The following is a 23,179-nucleotide window of genomic DNA, read 5'->3' as shown; positions in this document are numbered from 1 at the left end:
AGCCCAGCAGGCCCACCGACATCGTACGGATCGATTTCGGGCTTCTCCTCGATGTCCTCCTTTGACCCGGACATGATCCCCGTGACATCCTGAACCCGCAGACGGCCGGTCTCACGAGCCAAGTCGATCGCCTGTTCGATCTGCTCCGGCGTTGCGGCACTGAGCTTGCCCAACACCGTCGGTCCGACGGCAAGCTGCACAAGGATCTCCTTGTAGTAAGCCAGGTTACGGTGAATCGCGCGCTGTGTGCGGACATGGCGCGCTGTGTAGCCGCAGCATTCGACGGCCCACTTTTCCAAGGTTCCTTCCGGGAGCAGCGCGGCCGCCTTTTCGAGATGCTCGCCGCGCTCGAAGGCCTCTGAGGTCGAGCGGCGTGTCACGCTAATGAGGAAGGTAGCCGTATCTTCCAGCTTATCTTTGATGTCCTCTGCAATCGAGTTGGCTGCGTAGAAGGCGTGGGCGGCGGAAGCGAAAGGGGAGGCTTTTGTATTCTTCACAGTCTATCTCCGTGTGATGTTGCGATCGTAAGTTTAAACGGCCTTACCCCACTATTATATCACAGCATTCCAGAATTTAAACCAACCTATAGTTTTGCAACAATTACTAACCAAGAAATAAACTTTAAACAATACTATATTTACTTCGAAATGGCCGTCGCCATGGCCTCTTCAGAAGAATCTTGCTTTCCGTTGAGCCAAACAACCTTTACACTTAATGCGAGTGTCGACTCTGGCGCCTCTGGCCTTCGACCACAAAAACCACGCCCCTTCCAACAACCCGCCGGGCCTGGTAGCGAAGTGGACCGGTGACGTTACATGCGTGGAAGAGCGCACTCATGGCGAAGGCAATTCTGACCACCAAGGTCGATCCGACTTATGACGACCTTCCGGAGCAGCGGTATCACTTTCCGCGCACCTATCTGCGTCAGGTCGAGGCCGCGCGGGGAGACTGGATCGTCTATTACGAACCGCGACGTCCCAGCGGCGATCTCATGAAGACGGGTGGCAAGCAGGCATATTTCGCAACTGCCAGGATCGTTGATATCATCGCGGATCCGTCGAAGGCGGATCACTTCTATGCGCTCATAGAGGACTTTCTGCCGTTCGATCATGCCGTACCTTTCAAGGAGGCCGACCACTACTACGAGATCGGTCTGCGCAAGAAGGACGGCTCAACGAACAAGGGCGCATTCGGGCGCGCCGTCCGCAACATCCCGATGAGGAATACGATCCGATCCTGGCTGCCGGCTTCGCACATGTGCTCGGCAAGCGGGATCGGGAACGTCCGGCGCCCGATCCAGCCGAAGAAGCGCGCCTCGGCTTCGGTGACAATCCGCAGATGCCATACGAGATCGACAGCATCGACCGCCAGATCGTCGCTCAGATCGTGCAGCGTCCGTTCCGGGACCGGGCGTTTTCCGTAGCGATCAAGGCGGCCTATCAGGACACCTGCGCCGTCACGGGCCTCAAGCTGATCAATGGCGGCGGCCGTTCCGAGGTTCAGGCGGCACATATCCGCCCTGTTGCCGACCACGGCCCCGATAGTGTCCGCAACGGCCTCGCACTCTCCGGCACCGTCCACTGGATGTTTGATCGCGGTCTGATTTCGGTCGATGACGATTACAGCCTGTTGATCGCCAGTGGCGGCGTGCCGTATACCATCACGCGGCTCATCAATCCCGAGCGACGCCTGCTTGTGCCAGAACGTCCAGACGAGCGGCCGCATTCGCAGTTCCTGCAGTACCACCGCGAGATGGTGTTCAAGGGATGAGGTTGCGGAAATAATTTCCGCCCTTCACTTTCCGTGGCCGGAGGATATCTCCTTCAAGAGAAGCTCGGCCTGGGCGAGCACCATCTGCACGGCCTCCTGCTCCAGGTCCGGCGGATATCCAAATTTTTTGAGGATGCGTTTCACCAAGATGCGCATCCTGGCACGGGCACTTGCCTTGTGTTGCCAATCAACGGTGACTGAACCCCGCATGTTCTCGACCAATTCGTGGGCGATCACACGCAACTGTTCGCTGCCCATGACCTCGACAGCCGTCTCATTGCCAGCCAGCGCGTCATAGAAGGCGATCTCCTCCGGAGAGAGGCCGAGCTCATCACCGCGTGCGGTCGCCGCCTGCATCTCTTTGGCCAGCGCGATCAATTCCTGGATCATTTCGACCGTCGAAATCGCATTGGCGTGGTAACGGGCCACGGCCTCCTCGAGGCGTCGTGAAAAGGTCTTGGATTGAACGACGTTGGTCTTGGAGCGGCTCTTGATCTCGCCATTCAGCAGCTTCTTCAGAGCTTCCAAAGCGAGGTTCTTCTTCTCCATTTTCTGGACGTCCATCAGGAACTGGTCAGAGAGAACAGAGATGTCCGGAGACTGCAGCCCCGCAGCCTTCAGGATGTCCACAATCTCCGCATTGGCCACGGCCTGGTTGAGAAGCTGCTCCACAGCGAGCGACTTTGCCCGATCAGACATCTTTCCGGTGGCCGTGGTTTTCACCAGAGCGGCGCGAACGGCCTGGAAGAAGCCCACCTCATCACGGATCTCCGTTGCCGCATCGCTGGCAGAGGCGAGAGCATAGGCCTTGCTGAGCTCCAACACCGCGTCCTGGTAACGGCGGTGAGCTTGTTTCTTTGCCTCCGGGCTTTCGACCTTGGCGGCTTCGGCCTGTTGCCACTTCAAGATCCAGTCGATGCCATGTGCCAGAGCCTTCAATCGCTCGACTGGCTTGCCCGTTATGCCAAGGCTGTAGTCATGCCCAGTGAACATGCCCCGGACGATCTCATACTTTTCCAGGAGAAGGGCAACGGCCTCTTCTTCATCAATCCCCGTCTTGTCACGGTCGGATTGCGAGTACTGGGCCAGGGCCTTCTTCAGGTTGGTAGCGATGCCGATGTAGTCGACCACCAGGCCACCCGGCTTCCCCTTGAAGACACGATTGACTCGGGCAATGGCTTGCATCAACCCGTGGCCGCGCATTGGTTTGTCGATGTACATCGTGTGCATACAGGGAGCGTCGAAGCCAGTCAGCCACATGTCCCGCACGATGACCAGTTTCAGCGGATCCTCGACCTTTCTCGCCCGCTTGGCGAGATCATCGCGGCGTCTCTTGTTTCCAATATGTGGCTGCCATTCGAGGGGGTCAGAGGCCGAACCCGTCATGACAATTTTGACAGCCCCCTTGTCGTCGTCATCCGAGTGCCAGTCTGGCCGCAGCGCGATGATCTCGTTGTAGAGATCCACACAGATGCGGCGGCTCATGCACACCGCCATGGCCTTACCTGGGAGGCCTTCGATGCGCTTCTCCAGATGCTCGACGAGGTCGGCTGCGATCTGAGCAAGCCTTTTCTTGGAGCCGACCAGCCGCTCAATTGTGGCCCATTGTGCCTTCTGCTTTTCCTGCTCGGTCAAGCTTTCGTCTTCGAGCATGGCCTCGATCTCGGCATCGATCTTCGGCTTCTCGTCCTCATTGAGCTCGATACGGGCCAGACGGCTCTCGTAATAGATCGGCACGGTTGCGCCGTCCTCCACCGCCCGGCTGATGTCGTAAATGTCGATGTATTCGCCGAAGATGGCAGGTGTGTTCACATCGGCTGCTTCGATCGGCGTGCCCGTGAAGCCCATGAACGAGGCGTTCGGCAGCGCCTGGCGGATGTAATGGGCATAGCCATAACGCCGCTCACCCGTCTCCCGGTTCAGCTTGGCGTCAAAGCCATACTGGCTGCGGTGCGCTTCGTCGGCCATGACGATGACATTCCGACGCTCGGTCAGGACTGGAAACACTTCCTCGCCCTTCTCCGGTGTGAACTTCTGCACGGTCGTAAAGATCACGCCGCCGGACGCACGATTCAGAAGCTTGCGCAGATCATCCCGGCTGTCCGCCTGTTCCGGTGTCTGGCGGATCAGATCCTTGCACAGGCTGAAGGTGCCGAAGAGCTGATCGTCAAGATCGTTGCGATCGGTCAGTACGATCAACGTCGGGTTTTCGAGCTCGCGGGAACGCACGATCAGTCCGCCTAGAAAAGCCATGAGCAAGCTTTTGCCCGATCCCTGCGTGTGCCATATCACGCCGATCTTACGGTCACCTTCCGGCTTTACCGCCTCGATCGCACTGGTAATTGCCTTGCGGGCTCCGTGGAACTGGTGATACCCGCCAAGGATCTTGAACGGCCCTTCACCTCTATCGCCAAACACAGTGAAATCCCGGATCAGCGCTAGGAAACGCTCTTTCTCGAAAACACCGCGCAGCAGCGTGTCCATTTCGTAGGGACCATGCGGCGTGAAGTCACCCTCTGCGCCCGTGACAGAACGCCAGGGCATGAAGCGCTCTTCGTCTGCCGTCAACGAGCCGATCCGAGCCAGCATTCCATCAGAGGCCACCATCACCGCATTAGTTCGAAACAGCGAAGGGATCTGCTCCTTGTAAGTCTGGAGCTGATTATAGGCTTCATGGATCGTCGCGTTCTCACTGGCCGCGTTCTTCAGCTCGATGATCGCAAGCGGAAGCCCGTTGACGAAGACCATCACATCCGGCCGTCGCGTATACTTGCCCTCGGCCACCGTGAACTGGTTGGTCACCCAGAAGTCGTTGTTCTCAGGCGTCTCGAAGTCGATGAGCCACAGCTTGTCGCCCTTGACCTCCCCGTCACCGATGCCGAACTCCACATCGACACCCTCTGTGATGATTCGATGGATCCGGCGGTTCTCTTCGACCAGAGATGGTGTTTCGCTGATGGAGAGCTGGCGGATCGCTTGATCGCGGGCATCCGCCGGTATGTTGGGGTTCAAGCGCGAAACAGCAGCGGCCAGCACATCCGAAAGCAGCACATCTCCATAGGCAAGACGAGCGGGGGCGGAACCGTCAGGCGAGATGACTTGCGAAGGCTGATAGGAATAGCCAAGACCCTCGAAGGTCGAAATGACAACTTCCTCGACCAGGCCTTCCGAAAAGCCCGAATGCCCGTCCTTTGTTTCGGCTTGGCTATAGAGGATATCAGTCATTCCAGACCTCGAACGTGCGCGTCAGACATCGTCGCTCCCCGTTCCTTCAAAGGACGCTTCTTCGGCCACCATCAACGGCATTGTCAGGTTCAGCACTCTCTGATGGAAAGCGCGGTGATAGGCTTCGAGGGTCTTCGAGATCCAGGCAATCAGTTCCGGCCAGGTGGCTTCGTCAAATGGATCGGCAACGGTATGATAGGTGACAATCCTACACGCTCGCCTGGTTGGGAGTTCTCTGCAGTCAGGCTTATGGCCAAGAACGGCCTCGATCTCGGCTTGATGAAGGATCAACTGATTGAAATAAGACTTGGCGTTCTCGTCACCGAGATAGAGCTCGACACCCAGACGGCTCTTTTGGGAGTCCAGGATGGCGGCGAGATGAATTCCGGCGCGACCGATTGAGTAGGTCGTCCAATGTTGAGGTCGTGGCCGTCTCGATCGTAAAATCGGATGACCGGCCAGACTCGTTGCTAGCGCGGTCCAGAAATCGAGTTGCAGCTTTTTGGTTTCCGTCAGCGTTTCGCTTTCGATCCGGCGGCTGGCCTGGGTGATGGAGCGTGTCCATTCGTTCGGCTTGGACACGATATTGAACTTCGGTGCGGCGACGCTGTCACCAATGCGCCAGAGTTCTACCTCAACCCCGAAAAACTTGAAGCGCTCGTCAGTAATCTCGTTCAGCCAATCAAGCGCTGCCCGATGCTCTTCCGTAAATCGCGAGGCGATCCAGACGATCGTCACCGTCTGAAGACCGGCAGCGTAGGTCAGCAGTTGCCCCAAATGGGAATGGTCCGTGCGCTCCAGCTGGTTCTCGATCAGCACCCACGAGTCATCGATCAGATCCTTGCAGAGTAGATCAGCCCGGAATGGCCCCACTTCTCGCTCGCGGGCCTCAATCTCCAGCTCCATGCTTAAGGCTTCGGCAAGAGCGGTGATGTTTTCCGGCTGCGCGAGCCATGGCGTGAAATCCTGGGACTCGGATTTCCAGATATCTCGCAGCTCAACTTTGGTCAGGCGACCGAGTTTGATCACGTTTCCTCCCGTCCTTCTTTGCTGGCTTCTTTGGCCATATCTGCCCGCCCAGCCGCGAAGAAGTCATAGCCAATACTCGGTTCCTTCTTTCCCTCGAAATCGAGATTGTTCCGGCGGCTGTATTCGTCGGCAAAGATATCAACAAGCTGAGCCGCGAGGTCATTGGACAAACTGCCAGCGCCTAGTAACCCCAATTGGCGTGCAAGCCCTCTCTTGACACTGGCCCTAGTCGTTTCTCTTCTAACCCAATCGACGCTTTCCAGATTCGAGTAATTCTGGATGATGCTTCTTGCCCACGATGACGTATCTAAATCCTGCTTGAAGGACGCCGCATTCTGGGCGATCAATTGCTTTACGCGATCTTCTAGCGAAGTCCCGGCTGTTGAGTGGGATTTCAGTTCAGCTTCTTTACTTGCGGCCTCTGCCCGTTCGGCGCTCCGAGCGACCTTGGCCTCCGCTTCTGCAGCGATTTTGGCGCTCTCAGCAGCCTTCCGCTCGTCGTCATCCTCCTTGATCTTCCTGACTAGCCAGTCATTGCAATACTGAGCCGCTCCAAAAGGATCAGGGAAAAGGCTGCCATGATGAATGTTCATCTTTCGGAGCATCGCAAGGCATTCAAGGCGGCGCTCGTTCGGAATGTGAATTTTGCAAATGTAGGGTGCAAGCTTCCGGGCAATGTCATTCGCGGGAAATTCGAAGCCGTTTTTCGGCGTCGGAAGATCTTCAAAACCATCAAAATCGACGGCAGAATTTTCCTGAAGCGCATTGATGATATAAGATTCAAAGTTCTCGCTGCCTGAGGGTGTAAGCGTGAAAAGCCCTGCCTGGCTAACGAGCCGCGCATTATCGTTAGAACGAGGCTCAACAAAAAGCTCTGATAGGGCCACCTTCAAACGCGTCATGTCCAGACAAAAGACCGCCCTACTGTGATTGGCGGCAGTTTCAGGATCGGGCTCTGCAAAAGCAAAATAAAGCGACACGAAAGGGGATTTCGACCAATCTAGAAGCGGAGTTGCGAGGCCGACGTGCTGACCATAGGCCCATACGTCCTCATCCTCCATCACCGTAAGATCGGGCCCTCGCCCCCGCATGGCGAGACGGAAGTACATCAGCAGCGCATCTCTATCTTCGTCTCGTATGCTCCCGTCCGAAAACTGCCGAGTCAGTGTTGAGGCTAACGGCCAGTTGTAACCACGCTGCCCGCGATAGATGATTTCATGCCGGGCGCGATTTTGATCGGGATCACGCATGACCTCGACAAAGTGCTCCCAGCTACGCACACGACATGTTGGCAGGAGCCCATCAACTGGGTTGTTTGGAGCAGCAAACTCAGGCCACACTGGCAGTGATAGGTAGTATGGGCGGCTTTTAACGGCGGCGGTTCGCCAATCTTCAAGCAGCCGATGTAGCTCACTCTCTTCCAGGACAGATTTACTCGTGCGGCTGTTCAGCTCTGCTGACACCAAGTTGGCGAGCTCACCGAGATCGGCGTCTCCGTCCAATAGAAGCTTGCCGCGCTCCCCCAGTGAAGCGAGGACGTGCGCAACCTCGCCGCTTGCTGCTGCTTTCAGCGCTTCGGGAGCGGAGTCCATCAAATACTCGAAGACGCCTTGGCGCAGTTGGTTCATGTTACTGCTTCGCTCGCTGCAGAAAGGCGGACCTCGCCAGACATCAATTTCGGGAGGAGGAGGTCGCGGGTGGCTGCGAGGGTGCGATTTTCACGGACGTTCGCTGTAATCTTGGATCGCAGAACGTCGGCAATCTCGCCAAATTCACTCAAGAGCTTGCTATTGTAAGGCTGCGGCACTTCGAGCCTATAGGCATTGTTTCGGTTCAATCCAGGAACAGCCGCATCTGTATTCATCGTCTCCAGCCCAAGCGTCTGCAAGAGTTGGTAGCAGTAAGTCATCGGAAGCTTTGACTTAACGTAGAAGACGGTATCAATCGGATAGAAGTCATCGTCCTCCCAATACAGGCTGCCAACCGTTCCTTTGCGGCCGACAATCACAGAGGGTCCGGAAACCAGTGCAGTATCGTGGAAGCCGCCTACGCCGCCTGAACCGTAAACCGGTATAGTTCCATCACGCCGCTCGCCTTTTGGGAGCGCCTTTCCATAAGCCAACTCCAATACATCTTCCAACCGGCCGAACGTCCACCCCTCCGGCAACCCATCATCCCCAAGCGCAGCCGGGAACAGATCGGCAAGGGCTTGTGCCCGCTCGCTGTCCTGCACGAGGCCGCCCATGATGGTGAGGGGATCGGTTGCGCCTTCCAGCTTGCGGCGGGTGGGGCCGAAATCCACGAACCAGTCGCGGAAGATCACCTGCGCCATAGCCTCCAGCGTCTCGTTCATCCGCCGGTTCAGTTCGATCTTGTCGTCGAGGGAGCCGAGCAGCGCTACGATCTGCTTTTGCACCCTTAGTGGCGGCAAGGGTACAGGAATGCTGCGGAGTTTGGATAAGTTGAAGCCTGGAACAGAGCTTCCAATCGCATTCATTTCAATTTGATGCTGCCCCAGAGGGCTGGAGAAGAAATAATATAAAAATAAAGGTAAAGCTTTATCTTGGTCAACCGTTAGTTTCATTTGCTTGTTGCTAACAATGTAACGCGGAAAAGATGCGCGTTCATCTATCAATCCGACCTGATTGATGGTTCCCCAGCACGTAAAGACGAGATCGCCTTCTACGGCGACAGACCTGGAAAATTCTTTCGCCAAAACTTCATCAACGAAAACAAGCCCTACGTCATCTAGGCGTTTGCCGATATCTTGGCTTAGATTCCCGCCGCGGATCACAGGCACTCCGCTTTCACGAAAAGTCTTGCTACCAATTGAGGACCCGAAAGGACCAGTGGCAAGGGCTCCCTTACTTTTTGCGGCTAATTCTTCTACGGTGACGATGGGCCAATCAGTCATCTGCTCGAACCATTTCAAAAGCCGCAGAGATTCGTCCCTCAAGCCGCCGTCCTTCCTCGAACTGGGCCAGCAGCGTCTCTCTTAATTCATCGAATTTCTCGGCAAACGAAACTCCATCATCCTCGGCATCCGCCGCGCCCACATAGCGTCCCGGCGTCAGCACATGTCCATGCCCCCGCACCTCTTCCAGGCTCGCGGATTTGCAGAACCCCGGCTCGTCCGCATAGTCTGCCCAGCCGTTCTTCGCCCGCGTTTCCGGCTTCGAGCGCCAGCGGTGATAGGCACCTGCGATCTTCTCGACATCCTCTGCCGTAAACTCGCGGCGCACACGGTCCACCATGAAGCCGAGCTTGCGGGCATCGATGAAGAGGATTTCGCCGCGCCGGTCGCGGTGGCCATTGGCGCTCTTGTCGCGGGCCAGAATCCAGAGACAGGCGGGAATCTGGGTGGAATAGAAAAGCTGGCCCGGCAAGGCCACCATGCAATCCACCTGATCCGCCTCGATCATTGCTTTGCGGATATCGCCTTCGCCGGATTGCTGCGAGGACATGGAGCCATTGGCCAGCACCACGCCGGCCGTGCCGCGCGGAGCAAGGTGATGGATGATGTGCTGCAGCCAGCCGAAATTGGCATTGCCGTTCGGCGGTCTGCCAAATTCCCAGCGGGCATCTTCCGCCAGCCGCTCACCGCCCCAATCGGAAATGTTGAACGGCGGGTTGGCAAGGATGAAATCGGCCTTCAGGTCCGGCAGTTCGTCGCGGTGGAAGCTGCCCTCATTGTTCCAGCGGATATCGGCATCGATGCCCTGCACGGCGAGGTTCATCTTGGCCAGACGCCAGGTGGTGTGGTTGATCTCCTGGCCATAGACGGCAATGTCATTGCGCCGTCCGCCATGCTCCTCGATGAACTTTTCCGACTGCACGAACATGCCGCCCGAGCCGCAGCAGGGGTCATAGACGCGGCCCCTGTAGGGCTCCAGCATCTCGACCAACGTGCGCACCACGGACCGGGGCGTGAAGAACTCGCCACCGCGCTTGCCTTCGGAACTTGCAAAGCCCGAGAGGAAATATTCGTAGACCCGTCCCAGCAGATCCTTCGCCTTGTCGGAGGTGTCATGCATCCCGATGTTGGAGAAGAGGTCGATCAGCTCGCCCAGCATGGTTTTGTTCAGCGTCGGGCGGGCATAGTTCTTCGGCAGAACGCCCTTCAGCCCCTCGTTCGACGGGAAGCGCTCGATCGCCTCCATCGCCTCATCGATCAGCTTGCCGATCTCGGGCCGCTTGGCATTGGCCTGAAGATGTCCCCAGCGGGCCTCCCTCGGCACCCAGAAGACATTCTCCGCGAGATATTCCTCCGGGTCTTCCGCATCGGCATATTCATCGGCCTCAAGCCTGGCATGAAGCCCCTCGAAGGCATCGGAAATGTATTTCAGGAAAATCAGGCCAAGGGCAACATGCTTGTATTCCGAGGGCTCCAGATTGCCCCGGAGCTTGTCGGCAGCCTTGAAGAGCTCGGCCGTGAAGCCGAGGTCACTGTTATTCTCTTTCGCCACCAGGGCAATCTCCCCAAATCATTTGGGGCGACAATAGGATGGCGGCTCGGGATGTGTAAAGGAGGGGCTGCGCGTGAGAGTTGCCGTCAGGAGCGGAGATAATTTCCGCAGTATCAGAGCCCGCACTTGAGTTCTGCACAACAAACATCGTGAGCAGGCCGCTCATACACCCGGCCGCAATGCCATTTCGAGATCCAGCAGATGAGCGTCGGCTACAGACTTATTTGGGGCCGAGAATGATTGTCGCGGTGGCTTAACGCCTCCAAGCCTGTATTGTTCACACGGTGCGGTTGAGGCAAAGATTCGCGTGAACATGATCGAAGATGGGGTGGAACAGAGCGGGCGACCGGGGAGAGCGTCGGCCGCACGGAGACTGCTTGAAGAAATCTTGGAACGTCAAGGGCTGGATAAACCGAACGGCCAGCCGATCTACACTTATCGGATTTCACAGGAAGAGTTCCAACGCGGCCGCCAACTTCTCGAGAGATCTGCGGCATTTCTCGATAGCCGCAACGCGCCACTTTGTGCAGTCTTCGCCCTGGTGACGTCGGAATGGTATCGGCGGGAAGCAACTTCACTTTGGCGGGTGTGGTCGCATATCGGGGTAGTTCCCAACGCGCTGACCGTCAGCGAGAGAAATGCCGTCGCGAACGTAGGGCTCGCCTGGTGGGGTCAATCGCCAAAGATCAGCCGTTTCTCTAACAGAAGACGTCGTGAGTTCCTGCTAACCCTTGCCCTAAACGGCGGCCTGCCCTCCGCACTTATCGTTGGCGAGACTGGAAATCGGGTTCGACGGTTCTTTGAGGGTGTGATGGAGGACGCGCTTTCCAGTGGTGCCGTGCCCACATACGACGAACTCATGGACTTTGCCGAGAGTAGGGCCGGTGTCCTCCCGGACAGCTACCGGGACGAGACCATCTATGAGCTGACGGCAGAGTTGATTGGGCACCTTCACGCTTGCCGCGCAAAGTTGCCCCGCGGCGAAACCCAAGCGAATCCTGCAGGATGGCTCGATGTCCATGACGCCGGGTGGCGGGAGCGCCTCCCAATTCATCTTCCGGAAGATGTCGCCGCGTGCAATCGACTCTTCAACAACCTCCTCACCGTCGAGCCTCGTGCGCGAGGGGGCGGCATCGGTCTAAAAAGGTATCTCTATCGAATGTCCTCGGGTGATTGGAAGCAAGGATTCGTCGCCCTTGCTGACGGCCAACTCGCCTTCGATGCGCTTGCCAGCTTTAGCGAAGGCCGCTTTCGCGCCTACTTCTCGGGAAGTGCGGGCCGGCTTATGTCCCGTGAGTTCGCGCAGCTCTACAGGTCGGAGACTGAAAAGAACGGAAGCTTCACGGTCACATCCCAATCTATTGGTCGGGTCGGTCTTGTCGGTCCCGTTCCCTTTTCGGAAGCCATCGCTGTAAGCCTCCTGCGCGACGGAACGCCTATACCGGCTGTCTGCTGGCCAGGCGGCTCGCCCCGCGTCTCGAAATGCGTTGTACTCCGACCGACTGAACGAGAGGACCGGCTGGAATTGCTTGCCACCGGCTCCGTTCGCTCCACACTGCAATTTTTGTTCGTACTAACGTCGAAGGATTCGACGGTCTCGGGTCATGAGGGTGGAGGAGTTAGTCGCATCTGGAATGACGATGCATCGGCGCTTTGGCAGATCGAAGGAATGGCGCTGGTCGAGACCAAGGCCGGCGAGCGATATCGTGTTCAATCGGCAGCCGATATATCCGACGATAGGCGCCTCGAATTCGAGCAGCTCTTCCTTCCAGATCTGATTTTTGAAGACACGTCTCTCGTCGCGGTCGAGGCCCCGCTGAAGTTCAGGAAGTTTGACAGACATGGCGGTACTGGGGCGAACGGCAGCACGCGAATCCTCAAATCTGGTCGAGCAACTGATGGGCGTGACGAAGTCTCTGGCGTCGTAACGGTGCAATGGCAGGACGATGAAGGGTTCATTATCGATCGCGCCCGTCTGCTCGTCCTGCCGCGGAATTTCGGGCTCCGCGGACAGATTGACAATCGCGGCGCTCAGGTCGAGTGGCATGACTTGCCGGGCTGGCGAGTCGACGCGCTCGACGTGGACGGCGCTGTCACGGCGATGACTGAGCGGAGCACACATGGCTGGCTATGCCCATGGGCGGGCACTAGGAACGGTTACCAGCGTATCCAGCTCACAGATCCGGACGGTTTGTCAGTCAAAGCACGATTGCATCTGACGGCCAAACAAACTGTGCTACTAGACGCCACAGGCAAGATTCGCAGCGATCAACCTGAGATGTCGCTTTCCGAACTTCGTGGCTCACTACTGCTCACTAACCGCGCGGTCCTCGTCGATCTCGACTTACGCCGTGCGGGAGCCAACCGTGCTCTCATATCTCGTAAGATCGAAGGTGAGACCCCGATGGTTCGCTTCGTCGATCTCGCGCAAAGCCTGCTGGGACTATCCAGCGAACGCGGACCAAGTGTCTTCCTTCTGGACGACAGCCAGCGAACGATTTGTAGTATCCGACGGCCACAAGAGCAGCCAACGATCATCAACGATCGGGTCAACTTCGCAAATGCGCCCACCGACGGCGAGATCACTGTCGTCCGATCGCTAAGACGCCCTGACGAAGAACACGTGCTCGGTGAAGATCATCAACTGAGCCTGCGGCTACCTGTGGGGATCCCTGGACCTCTTCTCGTCTACCGGAGGAAGGGCGACGCGGTTACAACGCGACCGGTGGTCACGAACGGGGCGCAGGACGCTGTATCGGAGGAGCCGGCCGACGCGATAGCACACGCTGCCCTTATCGAGGACGAGGCAACTCGCCGTCATGCCTATCATGCGTTGCTAAAGGAAGCCGCGTGCGATGCTGCGGCCGGATCCACAATTTCCCGCATCGTGCGCACGATCCACTCGCTACGAGGTCTGAGCCCTCGCGCGATGGACCTCACTCGTGAACTCCCGCAGTTCCCCAGCCTGTTGTGCAGGTTGCTGCTTGCCGCGAACGGCGAGCGAGTCGATAGTATCATCGCGTTGGAACGTGATCTTCCGTTCCTTTGGATGGCTCAGCCCGTCAGCGCTTGGCAAGACGCCGCACTTGCTGAATGGGAGCGCGCGAAAGGCGACTTAGCGCAATTTTATGACGCGCCGGAGGCGCAGACGCAGGCTACTACCGTAATGATGGAACGCATAAGCTTCCTTGTCGAACGTACGCAATGGTTCGCGGGTATCCGCGCCGTACTCGGCTTCGACGGTGCACTGAGCGGCGGCTTGCGACAACTCGCGCAAGACCACGTCCGCCTCCACATGGACCAGTCGGATCCAATTGCAACGACGCTAATAAAGCAGGCTGAACACGCTGGTCTTCCTGAAGATATTGCGGGTCTCAACTATGGCCACTACGCGACTCTTGTGGCACCCGTAGTGCTAGCCGCTCTTGCCGTCGGGCGCATAGAATGGTCGCCTTCGCTGGCTGCCGGTCTGCGCAACGCTATAGACATCGATCAAAACTACGTCACCTCAGCCTTTCCTCATTGTTTGAAGCACATCCGATCATGACAATCCGCCCCTTCGACACCCTTTCGCGGCTTCGTCAGCGCATGGCCGAGGCCATCATTGCCCGGTCGGGTATACGCAATCCGGCACTGGCGGCGGAGCTTCGCCAGTCGCTGTCAAAAGCAGACTCCGAGGGTGCCCTCATTCCACCGCCAATCCTCGAAGGGGCGTTCCCGTTCGTACCAGCGGACAAGGCTCTGCAGGATCTTTCTGGCAACCTTCTTGCACGTGCCACGGTCGACGCATTGGTAGGCGACGATACCGGGCGTGGCTATTCGTTTCCGCGGCAGCGTCGCCCTTACTTGCATCAGTTGAATGCGTGGAAGACGCTCACCGCCCCCGAAACGAAGAGCGCCCTAATTACTGCGGGTACTGGTTCAGGAAAGACCGAGTGCTTTCTCGTTCCGTTGCTGGACTCGCTCTACCGCCGCCACGATCGCGCAACGGGCGTGGAAGCCATCATGCTGTATCCGTTGAATGCGCTTATCGCCAGCCAACAGGAGCGACTAGACGCGTGGACAAAGCCCTCTGGCGGCAATATCCGTTACTGCTTGTATAACGGCAACCTTCCGGAAACACACAAGAGCGTGATCCAACGCGACAAGCTGTCGTCTAATCCACAGCAGGTGCCGGATCGCCAGACACTTCGCGCATCACCGCCCCCACTGCTCGTGACAAATCTGACCATGCTCGAATACATGCTCGTTCGTCCGCAGGACCGGCCGATCATTGAGCAATCGAAGGGCAAGTTGAAGTGGATTATTCTGGATGAGGCTCACACATTAGTTGGGTCCGCGGCCGCCGAAGTGGCGCTTCTTTTGCGACGAGTTATTGAAGCATTCGAGGTGGATCCCAAAAATGTTCGGTTTGTCGCCACGTCTGCGACGATTGGTGACGGCGATAAGGTCAAAGAAGATCTGCGTCGATTTTTAGCCGACGTCGCCGGTACTGATGTCTCGACGGTGGAGGTAATTTCTGGGGAGCGGCTACTTCCGACGCGTAGCGGAATGGGTGGCCAAGCTCCTAGCCCATCCTCCATCATCGACCTTCCTGCAGCCGAGCTCTTCGATACGCTCTCGTCATACGATCCGGTCTGGGCGCTCGTTGCCGGCCTAAAAGATCACCCGTTGCAGACGCAACAGCTCGACCGCCTTGGAAAGGCGATGGACATTGACGGCGAAACGTTGGCAATGGCATTGACGCGAGCAACGTCCAGGTTTGGCGAGACGTTAGCGCCACTCAGGGTGCACAGCTTTCATCGCGCGTTTTCAGGCCTCTGGTGCTGCACGAACCCAGCCTGCCCCGACAGCATTGGCGGAGAATGGACGGCCGGACGTCTTCTCTTCGAACGAGAAGAAGCATGCCCCAAGTGCCGTATGCCCGTCGCTGAGCTTTACTCGTGCAATGAATGTGGTGAAGCATTCATGATTGCGGACGAAAATGGTACGCGGCTCGCTCCTCCTCGCAACCTACCCCCGAGCGACGAATTCCTTTTTGAGGCCGACCGCTCCCCGTCGGATGAGGACGAGGAGAGTGATGACGACCAACTGGACCTGGACACGCCCTCGGTCTCGCATTGCTTTTCTTTGTCAGGGCGCGGCCTTATGCCGATATTCGTCGATACGGCGACCGGCATGACCGCCGATGGCGACGGTGATGGACGGTACCGGCTGTCGGCCCATGCCGGCGGCGGGAAAGGCCCATGCCCGGCCTGCAGCGCCACGGCCAAGTATGGGGACAAGCTCTACCCCTTCAGGTTCGGAGCTCCGTTCACGATCAGCAATGCCGCGCCACTGCTTCTCGAAGCGATGCCTGGGGCCGACGGACTTGTACAGCCTCCCCTGCCTCAGACCCCTCCGGATCTACCGACAGGTGGCCGCCAGCTAATTGGCTTTACAGACAGCCGTCAGGGTACGGCGCGCATGGCGGCGAAGCTCCAGATGGAGAGCGAGCGAGCGTTTGTGCGCTCCTTCATCTATCAAGCAGTTCAACACAAAGCTTCGGGCGGTGTAGACAACGCGAAAGCTGAAGAACTTAAAGCCAGAATCGCGAAGGTGAAGTCCTATCCGGATTGGGAGGATGGGCCGCTTGAAAGCGTCGTTCGCGAGGCCGAACGGGATCTGGCGAAACTGTCCGGCGGCGGAACCATTCCTTGGACCGACTTGCGGACGCAGCTTGCCGAGCGCACAGAAGTCCGCGACTGGCTTCCTGACGTCTGGGGTTCGCGTGCGGACCTTTTCAAGAAGGCGGCGGCGTCCGCGCCTTCGCAGATCGCTGAGGCGTTACTTCTCCGTGAGATGATGCGACGGCCGAAGCTTGCCAACTCGCCGGAAACTATGGGCCTTGCACGATTCGTCTATCCGGCGATCGAGCAGCACGCCCAGGCGCCGAGCGGCTTCTTACAACGAGGCGGAAGCCCGGAGGATTGGAAGGCGTGGCTTTCGTGCTTGGTATCGTTCTCGATCCGAAGCAATCTTGCGGTAGCCGTCAATTCGGATCTGCTCCAATGGATCATGCGCAAAGGCTTCCCGAAAAACCTTGCCGCACCGGGTATGGAGCCTAGCAAGCGGCAGCATCGCTGGCCGTTAGCCAGCGCCTCAGGAAAACAAACTCAGGTCGTTGAACTCCTTCGGCTCGGCCTCGGCTTGAACGTCGGTTCCTCAAGCGATCGCGCACAAATCAATGACTGGCTCCAGAAGGCCTGGAACCAGCTCCACACTGTGTTACCCAAGAACGCCAACGGCGAGCAGGCCCTGGATTTCGACAAGCTTGAGGTCGGACGACTGAGAAGCGCGTTTCACTGCCCGGTGACGAGGCGCGTCGTCGACGTCGCGCCCTTCGGCCTTTCGCCGTACGCGCGGACAAAGGCGGATCGCGCGCAGCAGATCACCATGCCTGTCGCACCGGCGGACGCAGACGCCGCCACTCGGTCCCTGTTCCTGTCCCACGACGCCGAAGTTGCCACTCTGAGAGATAGCGGTCTTTGGACCGACATGCATGATCGCATCGCGCTATACTCGCCGTACAGCAGGTCGGCCGAGCATTCGGCGCAGCTCTCTCCGGGCCAACTGCGGCACTACGAGTCGGAATTCAAGGCCGGCCGTATCAACCTCCTGAATTGCTCCACCACCATGGAGATGGGCGTAGACATCGGCTCGGTAAACGGCGTGTTGATGGCGAACGTGCCACCCTCGATTGCAAACTATAAGCAGCGCGTAGGTCGCGCTGGTCGACGTGGTCAGCCGTTGTCGCTCGCGTTCACTTTTGCAAAGGACCGACCACTAGACCGCGAGGCGTTCCGCAACCCTGTTGCATTCCTTAGCAGGTCCATAGCAACTCCTCGTGTGGCTCTGGACAGTCAACCGATCGTGCAACGCCACGTCAATGCGTTTCTCTTTGGTCGCTTCCTGAATCTGAACAGCGGCAACCCTATGAGCATGGAGACAGGTGACTTCTTCGGCTTTTCGCCGGCGCCTAATTCGGTGCGGATGACGAAAGACGCTCGACCAGTTGAATTGATGCTGAGGTGGCTTTCGAAGGCGACGACGGCAGAGGAAAACAAGATAGCTCTGCAGCGATTGGTTCGCGGTTCGGTACTGGCTGGCCGCTCCGACCTGCTGGAGCTATGCGCAGAAGCTCTGAAGTCTGCGGAAGCTGAGTTCAAAGCCGAATGGAGCGGTCTACAGAACCAGCTTCAGGGAGCCAGCATCATCGGCGCATCCGCTGCAATTGAGGCTCACCTGAAGAGGCTTTGCAAAGAATTTCTGCTGTCCGATCTGGCCGATCGTGGCTTTTTGCCGGGCCATGGGTTTCCCAACCACGTTGTCGCATTCGAGCTGGATCGAAAAGATTTGGACAGCGAATTCAACAAAGACGACCGCAGGGGTCAGCGCCATGGCGGACCGAAGAGACCGCTGGACATCGCGATCCGCGACTACGCGCCCGGATCGGAAACGGTCGTGGACGGTCAGGTCTATCGAGTCGGTGGTGTCACACTGAACTGGCATCGCCCGTCGAGCGACGAAGGAGTCCGCGAAATCCAGGCGCTTCGTTGGGCTGCCAGATGCTCTCATTGCGGTGACAACTGGACGGGTGCTGGTTCCCGGCCTGAAGAATGCCGGACATGCGGCGACTCTTCGGTGGTGGCCGAGAGCTTTCTCAAGCCAGCCGGCTTCTTGAGAGATCGGCACATTCCTATCCATGCGGAAGTCGATAAAGTCGACTACGTGCGCCCTGAGACACCGCGCATCTCAGCCGGTTCGTCTCAATGGGAGGCCCTCAGCCAGCCCACGGCCGGTCGCTTGAGGATGAACCGCCGAGGTACCGTCTATTACCACACAAGGGGACCAGCTAGCGAAGGCTATGGACTTTGCTTGAAATGCGGGCGCATGGAGGCGATGAAACCGGGCGAAGCAATCTGCACTGGTCTCCTAGGTCACAAACCTCTGCGCGCCAGGGAAAACTTCCTGCAGCCGTGCGAGGGCAACAGCGAAACCTTTGCGATCCAGCCTTCGCTTCATCTCGGGTATGAAATTCACACCGACGTATTGGAACTGCAGCCTGCTGAAACACCGACCATCGGAGCGGCCAATGCTATTGCCATTGCGATGCGTGAGGCCACCGCGCGTCACCTCGGAATTGAACCGGACGAAATGGGCTACGGTATAGGACCGTCGAGAAACTCGATGGCAACATCGACTCTCTCGATTTTCCTCCACGACCGTGCAGTCGGCGGCGCCGGCTATGTCGTCCAGGCTGCTAATGAGATGCGCGCAATTTTGCGCAGCGCCCGCCAGATTCTAAGCTGCCCTCGCAACTGCGCCCACGCATGCTCATCTTGCGTTCTGGTATCCGACGCGCCGGAAAGAGAAGAAGATCTTGACCGACACAAAGCGATCTCGTTCATTGAGGCCCATCTTGCCCTGCCCGACGTTATCGACGCCGCTGACGTCTTCGCCGCAGACAGCGACATCTCTGACAGGCCTGCCAGCGAAATCGACGACTGGCTCGGCCATCGAGCGCAATCGATTCTCAGTGTCTGGACGAAGGTGAACGACATTGTTGAGCTCTCAGACTGGGCATTGACGCCGCTGTTCAAGCGGTGGACCGAGAATGGTCGGCGCGTCAGGCTAATCCTGCCTATCGGCTCTGTGTCGTCCCTTGATCCAGCCCAGGTTCTATACCTGCGAGACTATTGCGCCCGCAACGGACTCGAGATCGCCGAGGGCGAGCCACTTCGTTTTGCCAATGGGAGTTGGTTGTTTGCCTATGCCACAGATGGCAAGACAGGACGTGGCTGGGCAAGCCGAGACCCATCCGTGCTAGTGGCAGGCTCTGGCTGGGGCGCAAACCATTCCGCGCCAATCGCTTACGCACCTTTGACTATTTCTCCGGTCTACCAAGAGGTGCTTCACGAGTCTCTGAAACCTAAAGCCGGAGCCACGGTTGTAATACTAGATTCAAAACTGGACGGTCCCGTGGCTGGATTCGGCACCGCAATGGCCGCAGAGATAAGAAAGGCATTGGTAGATTGCGGCATAGGAAAGAACGATTCTGTCATTGAAGCGAAATATCAGGATCGATATGCACGGTCGCCGATCGTATTGAAGTTACTTATCGATACAGTCTCCGCGCTCAATGCCACAGGCGCGCCATCCCTATCCATTCACACAGCGCCAGACAGACCAGGCGGCTATTCCCGAACCCATATTGGTTCCGACATTGTATCGGACGTCACGCTGTCTTCTCTCGCTCGAGATTACGGAATTCAAAAGGGAGTGACGGCATCTCTATTCGTATCTCAACTCGCGCACAAGCGGAGTCTGAGCCTTCAAATGGCGTCCGGTACGACCTTGATCGTGGATCTCGATCAAGGGTTTGGTTGGCTCGAGTATGTCGGAGGCGACAGGTTCTTCGACGCCAACGGCTCTACGCAAGGAAACGCCGAGCAGTTGCGGAAGATCAGGGGTCGGGTGCAGAGACGGCATTCACATGATAGCCAGATGGTTCTGTGGCGAAAATGATAGAAAAACCAGGTTGCCCGCCTATCATCTCTTGGTAGAAGGAGGTGGGTCACCCGCAGTGCCATCGCAGTGTGCGCCCAAATAGTTACAGTACGGCTGCCGGAACTTCATTAGACGGCTACCAACGGATATGACTGGATCGTAGTCGAGTGACGAAGGATCCGACAAACATTGTTGGAGTGCAATCCAGCGCGAATCATAATTCGGTAGATGATGGGGGGGTTGGTGGCATGTTTCACCACGACGCACTCACAACGCCCGTCATTTTCAGCGTTGCGCCTATCCAACACACTGATAAAGTGACGCGTTTGCAAGTCTATGTCAGCTTGCAATGAGAGCAATAATGACCTCCACAGTCAACATGAAGGCATAAAGCGGAAATAATTTCCGCCTGGAATACGGCTCTCTTCACCCGTGAGCTTGTGCCTGCATACGCTGACACCGCTTTCGGATTGAGTGGACAATCTTCTCCAGCACCCTTGCGGGATCGCCAGCCAGGGTCTCGACTTGCAGCACCACCTCATCGCACGCGGCGCTGACACGTTCGGCAAGTTCCTCGACACGTCTCAATGTCGATGCACCGCTCAATCCAACTTCGTCAGCCAGCGCCTGCCAATCCGCCCGCCGCAGATCCGGACCGTTGAACCGGCCGGCTATCCCCTGCGGCAAACTCTGGTCGACTTGGCGGTACACGGCAGCACACATCAGGTCGTAGAGCGGTGCCATTTTCGCGGACCCGCCAGCACCGATCAGAACGGAATAGTTCTTGGCATGCGAATCCGAATTGCAGATCAGTACGTTGAAGATCACTGCATCAAGAAGCGTTAGACGTGCGGAAGGCGATACGAGATCGCTGATGGCAGCGAACATCATTTTCAGGGTCACGCCGCGTCCAGTCAAGGATCGCTCGTATTTTTGCGACGGGAAGTGACCCGTTAGCTGGCAAAGATCTTCTTGATGCAGCCGACGGATCTCGCCTTGTGGATCGGTGAAACGGTCATAGCGCTTGACCAGCAGATAGCCCCGGGTGCCCGCGACACCGATCGTCGCCTCGGCAGCGTCCAGTCCGCAGGCGCGGGCGAGAGCAAGGCAAAAGGCTTCGTTCTCGACACTGCCTGCAAGCCGTTTTGAATCCGGCTTCAGAATATGGGTCGAGGGTGTCCCATCGACGGGAATGGAGATGGCACCGCCCTCCTCCACGAAGACCGGCAGCTTCTCTTGCACGCCCGCGAGAGACATCGAGACGCCGCGTTCGCCGACCAGAAAAGGTTTTGCCGGAAGCTCGTCCAGGATGCGCTCCAGTACCCCCCCATCCGGCACAGGCTGGAGATGAATGCCCGGCTTGCGGGGCGCACCAATCGACAATGCGCCTGCCGTGTCCCGCCCGATGTGACCTAGCAGGCCGACTATATCCTGGGGAGACACCTTCAGCCGCTGGCCGATTTCGGTGAGATGGGTTTCGGGGAGCAGGTTGGCGAGCCAGGGCAGCAGCCTGTCTGCAGCGACTGGGCCTGAACGGAGTGGCATGGTGAGCGATACCGGGAAGGCCGAACGGCGCACCTCCCAGCTCGGGTCATAGTCCAGTCGCCACTCGTTATCGAAGGTCAGACGGGCGACGGGCAAAGTTTCGTAGAAGATCGTCGTCATGGGCCGTCACCGAAGGTGGGCAGGAAGCTGAGGTCATCGTCAGACGAGGTTGGGACTGCTTGGACGGTCCTGAGATCGCCGATCTCGATCCCAACGGTGCGCGCCACGATCAACGACTTTTCAAGCTGGCAGCTTGGCTTGCCGGATTCGAGTTCGACGATGAACCGCTCACCCGTGCCGGACCGGGCGGCTAACTCGGTCTGCGTCCAGCCAAGCGCCTTACGTTTTTCCCGAATGGCAGCGCCGAAATCGCGTGCGGACTTGAACATCGCGCATCTCCCGAGTTGGCTTACCGTACAGGAAGATTTGTCGTAGATCAATACGATCCTTACCGATCGGGAAGCAATCGCGACGACTATAAAAATCACCCCGATCGGGAAGTCTCGCGTCGCCGCACGGCTTCGAAAATGAGGTCCTTGAGATCCGGATATCGCGTGTGGTACACCTGCAGGTATCGTAATTTCCCGAACGGGAGCAGTGGCTTACGAGAAACCCTTGTTTCTCAGGTATCGCGGGCCTAATTGGCGGAGAGTCCCACCCTCTCCGCCATGGCTCATCTGACCTGATGTTGGTTATGGGATGGCCCGCCCTTCCGAGGACATCATACTCGACGTCCTCGGAAGGGCGGGCCATCCCATAACCAACAGGCGTGGCGTGAACGAAATCGGAGCGGACAATCATTGAAGCTTCAAGGGTTTTTGCATTTGGCGCAATTGTGACATCTCGTTTACGGCCCTGGTGTTCGAAACGAACCAAGCCGACGGTAGATACGGTGGTGAGGACCCAAGCTTTTGAGTCATGCTACTGCCAAAATAGGATCATTGTAGTACGCCGTTCGCCTTGAGGTCCAATTAGGGGCGGGGCGATCGTTGCTCATCGCTTCATCTTCAACGGGCGAGATAATATCACTGCGCAGCTGATTCCCCGAATCGATTCTAACCCGGTCTTCAGTTCGTGATGCTGCTCGGTCTGCGCGCTATCGTCCCAGACCACGACCATGATGTTGTCGTAGCCGCTGTCCGTGCTGAGGTATAAGCTCGTGTCCGCGGCCACCTCTTCGGTTACTTTCGCCAGCGCAGCCTGTCCTGAGGAGCGCAGGAATTTCACCTCGACTATGGTCTTTAGTGACGGAATGCCAAGATCAGCTCGCGGATGTTTATGCCCGACAGATGGAAGGTTCTCTTCGTCTTCGAGATTGTGTATCGGCATCCAAACTTGGCTCTGACGCAATCTCGATGACATCAGGGCGCTCCCACAATACGTGCTTCGAGCAGATCCAGCTGTCCGCGGCCGTACATCTGCCGCTTGATGAGTTTGAGCTTGGTGATCTGACCCTCAGTCTTGCCGTTCGACCACATCAAAGTCATTGCATTCTGAACCGTAAGCGGTGTCTTGGTCCCACCTTCCGGATCAGAGCATGATTGACGATGTTGGCCGCGAACGAGGGCTTGAACATATGTCGATTTCACAGCTTA

12 protein-coding genes and 1 pseudogene are annotated in these 23,179 nt (G+C 57.6%); 4 read left to right on the top strand and 9 right to left on the bottom strand.

Going from position 1 to position 23,179, the window contains the following annotated elements; all coding sequences use genetic code 11:
• Positions 1-497, bottom strand: a pseudogene (locus B9A97_RS28195) (hypothetical protein); the annotation flags it as partial.
• A gap of 338 nt (positions 498-835) precedes the next feature.
• Between B9A97_RS28195 and B9A97_RS30285 the strand changes: the two are divergent.
• Complete coding sequence (locus B9A97_RS30285) at positions 836-1,423, top strand: hypothetical protein (RefSeq protein WP_244564392.1); 588 nt, start codon at positions 836-838, stop codon at positions 1,421-1,423.
• Positions 1,339-1,770 (top strand): HNH endonuclease, encoded by a 432-nt coding sequence (locus tag B9A97_RS30280; protein ID WP_244564391.1) that lies wholly within the window; start codon positions 1,339-1,341, stop codon positions 1,768-1,770. Before B9A97_RS30285 ends, B9A97_RS30280 begins: the two co-directional genes overlap by 85 nt.
• Positions 1,771-1,794: 24 nt before the next feature.
• Here B9A97_RS30280 and B9A97_RS28185 read toward each other — a convergent pair whose 3' ends face one another.
• The 5 genes from B9A97_RS28185 to B9A97_RS28165 are packed head-to-tail and all read right to left on the bottom strand — an operon-like array spanning position 1,795 to position 10,490.
• Entirely contained in the window at positions 1,795-4,995 is a 3,201-nt protein-coding gene (locus B9A97_RS28185; RefSeq protein ID WP_084369159.1) for a type I restriction endonuclease subunit R, read from the bottom strand.
• A 21-nt stretch (positions 4,996-5,016) separates the two neighbouring features.
• On the bottom strand, positions 5,017-6,024 hold the full coding sequence (locus B9A97_RS28180) for a DUF4268 domain-containing protein (protein WP_143530759.1): 1,008 nt from the start codon (positions 6,022-6,024) through the stop codon (positions 5,017-5,019).
• Complete coding sequence (locus B9A97_RS28175) at positions 6,021-7,652, bottom strand: FRG domain-containing protein (protein WP_084369158.1); 1,632 nt, start codon at positions 7,650-7,652, stop codon at positions 6,021-6,023. The genes B9A97_RS28180 and B9A97_RS28175 overlap by 4 nt, the downstream gene beginning before the upstream one ends.
• Positions 7,649-8,980, bottom strand: coding sequence for a restriction endonuclease subunit S (locus B9A97_RS28170; protein ID WP_143530758.1), 1,332 nt, complete (start codon positions 8,978-8,980; stop codon positions 7,649-7,651). Before B9A97_RS28170 ends, B9A97_RS28175 begins: the two co-directional genes overlap by 4 nt.
• Complete coding sequence (locus B9A97_RS28165) at positions 8,931-10,490, bottom strand: class I SAM-dependent DNA methyltransferase (protein WP_084369156.1); 1,560 nt, start codon at positions 10,488-10,490, stop codon at positions 8,931-8,933. Before B9A97_RS28165 ends, B9A97_RS28170 begins: the two co-directional genes overlap by 50 nt.
• Positions 10,491-10,803: 313 nt before the next feature.
• Here B9A97_RS28165 and B9A97_RS28160 point away from each other — a divergent pair, with 313 nt between their 5' ends.
• Positions 10,804-14,037, top strand: coding sequence for an STY4851/ECs_5259 family protein (locus B9A97_RS28160; protein ID WP_084369155.1), 3,234 nt, complete (start codon positions 10,804-10,806; stop codon positions 14,035-14,037).
• Positions 14,034-20,057 carry a DEAD/DEAH box helicase gene (locus tag B9A97_RS28155; protein ID WP_179145425.1) on the top strand — a complete coding sequence of 2,008 codons (6,024 nt, stop codon included), beginning with the start codon at positions 14,034-14,036 and terminating at the stop codon, positions 20,055-20,057. Before B9A97_RS28160 ends, B9A97_RS28155 begins: the two co-directional genes overlap by 4 nt.
• A gap of 408 nt (positions 20,058-20,465) precedes the next feature.
• On the opposite strand, the gene B9A97_RS28150 is transcribed toward B9A97_RS28155, so the two are convergent.
• The 3 genes from B9A97_RS28150 to B9A97_RS28140 form a co-directional block, all read right to left on the bottom strand.
• Entirely contained in the window at positions 20,466-21,704 is a 1,239-nt protein-coding gene (locus B9A97_RS28150; protein WP_084369153.1) for a type II toxin-antitoxin system HipA family toxin, read from the bottom strand.
• A complete protein-coding gene (locus B9A97_RS28145; protein WP_084369152.1) occupies positions 21,701-21,973 on the bottom strand; it encodes a helix-turn-helix transcriptional regulator in 273 nt (90 codons plus the stop codon). The genes B9A97_RS28150 and B9A97_RS28145 overlap by 4 nt, the downstream gene beginning before the upstream one ends.
• A 604-nt stretch (positions 21,974-22,577) precedes the next feature.
• Positions 22,578-22,946, bottom strand: a complete 369-nt coding sequence (locus B9A97_RS28140; protein WP_084369151.1) for a PD-(D/E)XK nuclease domain-containing protein — start codon at positions 22,944-22,946, stop codon at positions 22,578-22,580.
• Positions 22,947-23,179: the final 233 nt, after the last annotated feature.

Origin of the sequence: Rhizobium sp. RU36D (assembly GCF_900176345.1) — a bacterium.
Lineage (GTDB): Bacteria > Pseudomonadota > Alphaproteobacteria > Rhizobiales > Rhizobiaceae > Allorhizobium.
The sequence above is the reverse complement of the archived record's forward strand: the minus strand, read 5'-3'. Positions and strand labels throughout refer to the sequence as shown.

Coding starts and splice junctions, on each gene's coding strand:
- B9A97_RS30285 (WP_244564392.1), top strand. CDS start 836: ATGGCGAAGGCAATTCTGACCACCAAGGTCGATCCGACTTATGACGAC.
- B9A97_RS30280 (WP_244564391.1), top strand. CDS start 1,339: ATGCCATACGAGATCGACAGCATCGACCGCCAGATCGTCGCTCAGATC.
- B9A97_RS28185 (WP_084369159.1), bottom strand. CDS start 4,995: ATGACTGATATCCTCTATAGCCAAGCCGAAACAAAGGACGGGCATTCG.
- B9A97_RS28175 (WP_084369158.1), bottom strand. CDS start 7,652: ATGAACCAACTGCGCCAAGGCGTCTTCGAGTATTTGATGGACTCCGCT.
- B9A97_RS28160 (WP_084369155.1), top strand. CDS start 10,804: ATGATCGAAGATGGGGTGGAACAGAGCGGGCGACCGGGGAGAGCGTCG.
- B9A97_RS28155 (WP_179145425.1), top strand. CDS start 14,034: ATGACAATCCGCCCCTTCGACACCCTTTCGCGGCTTCGTCAGCGCATG.
- B9A97_RS28150 (WP_084369153.1), bottom strand. CDS start 21,704: ATGACGACGATCTTCTACGAAACTTTGCCCGTCGCCCGTCTGACCTTC.
- B9A97_RS28145 (WP_084369152.1), bottom strand. CDS start 21,973: ATGTTCAAGTCCGCACGCGATTTCGGCGCTGCCATTCGGGAAAAACGT.
- B9A97_RS28140 (WP_084369151.1), bottom strand. CDS start 22,946: ATGTCATCGAGATTGCGTCAGAGCCAAGTTTGGATGCCGATACACAAT.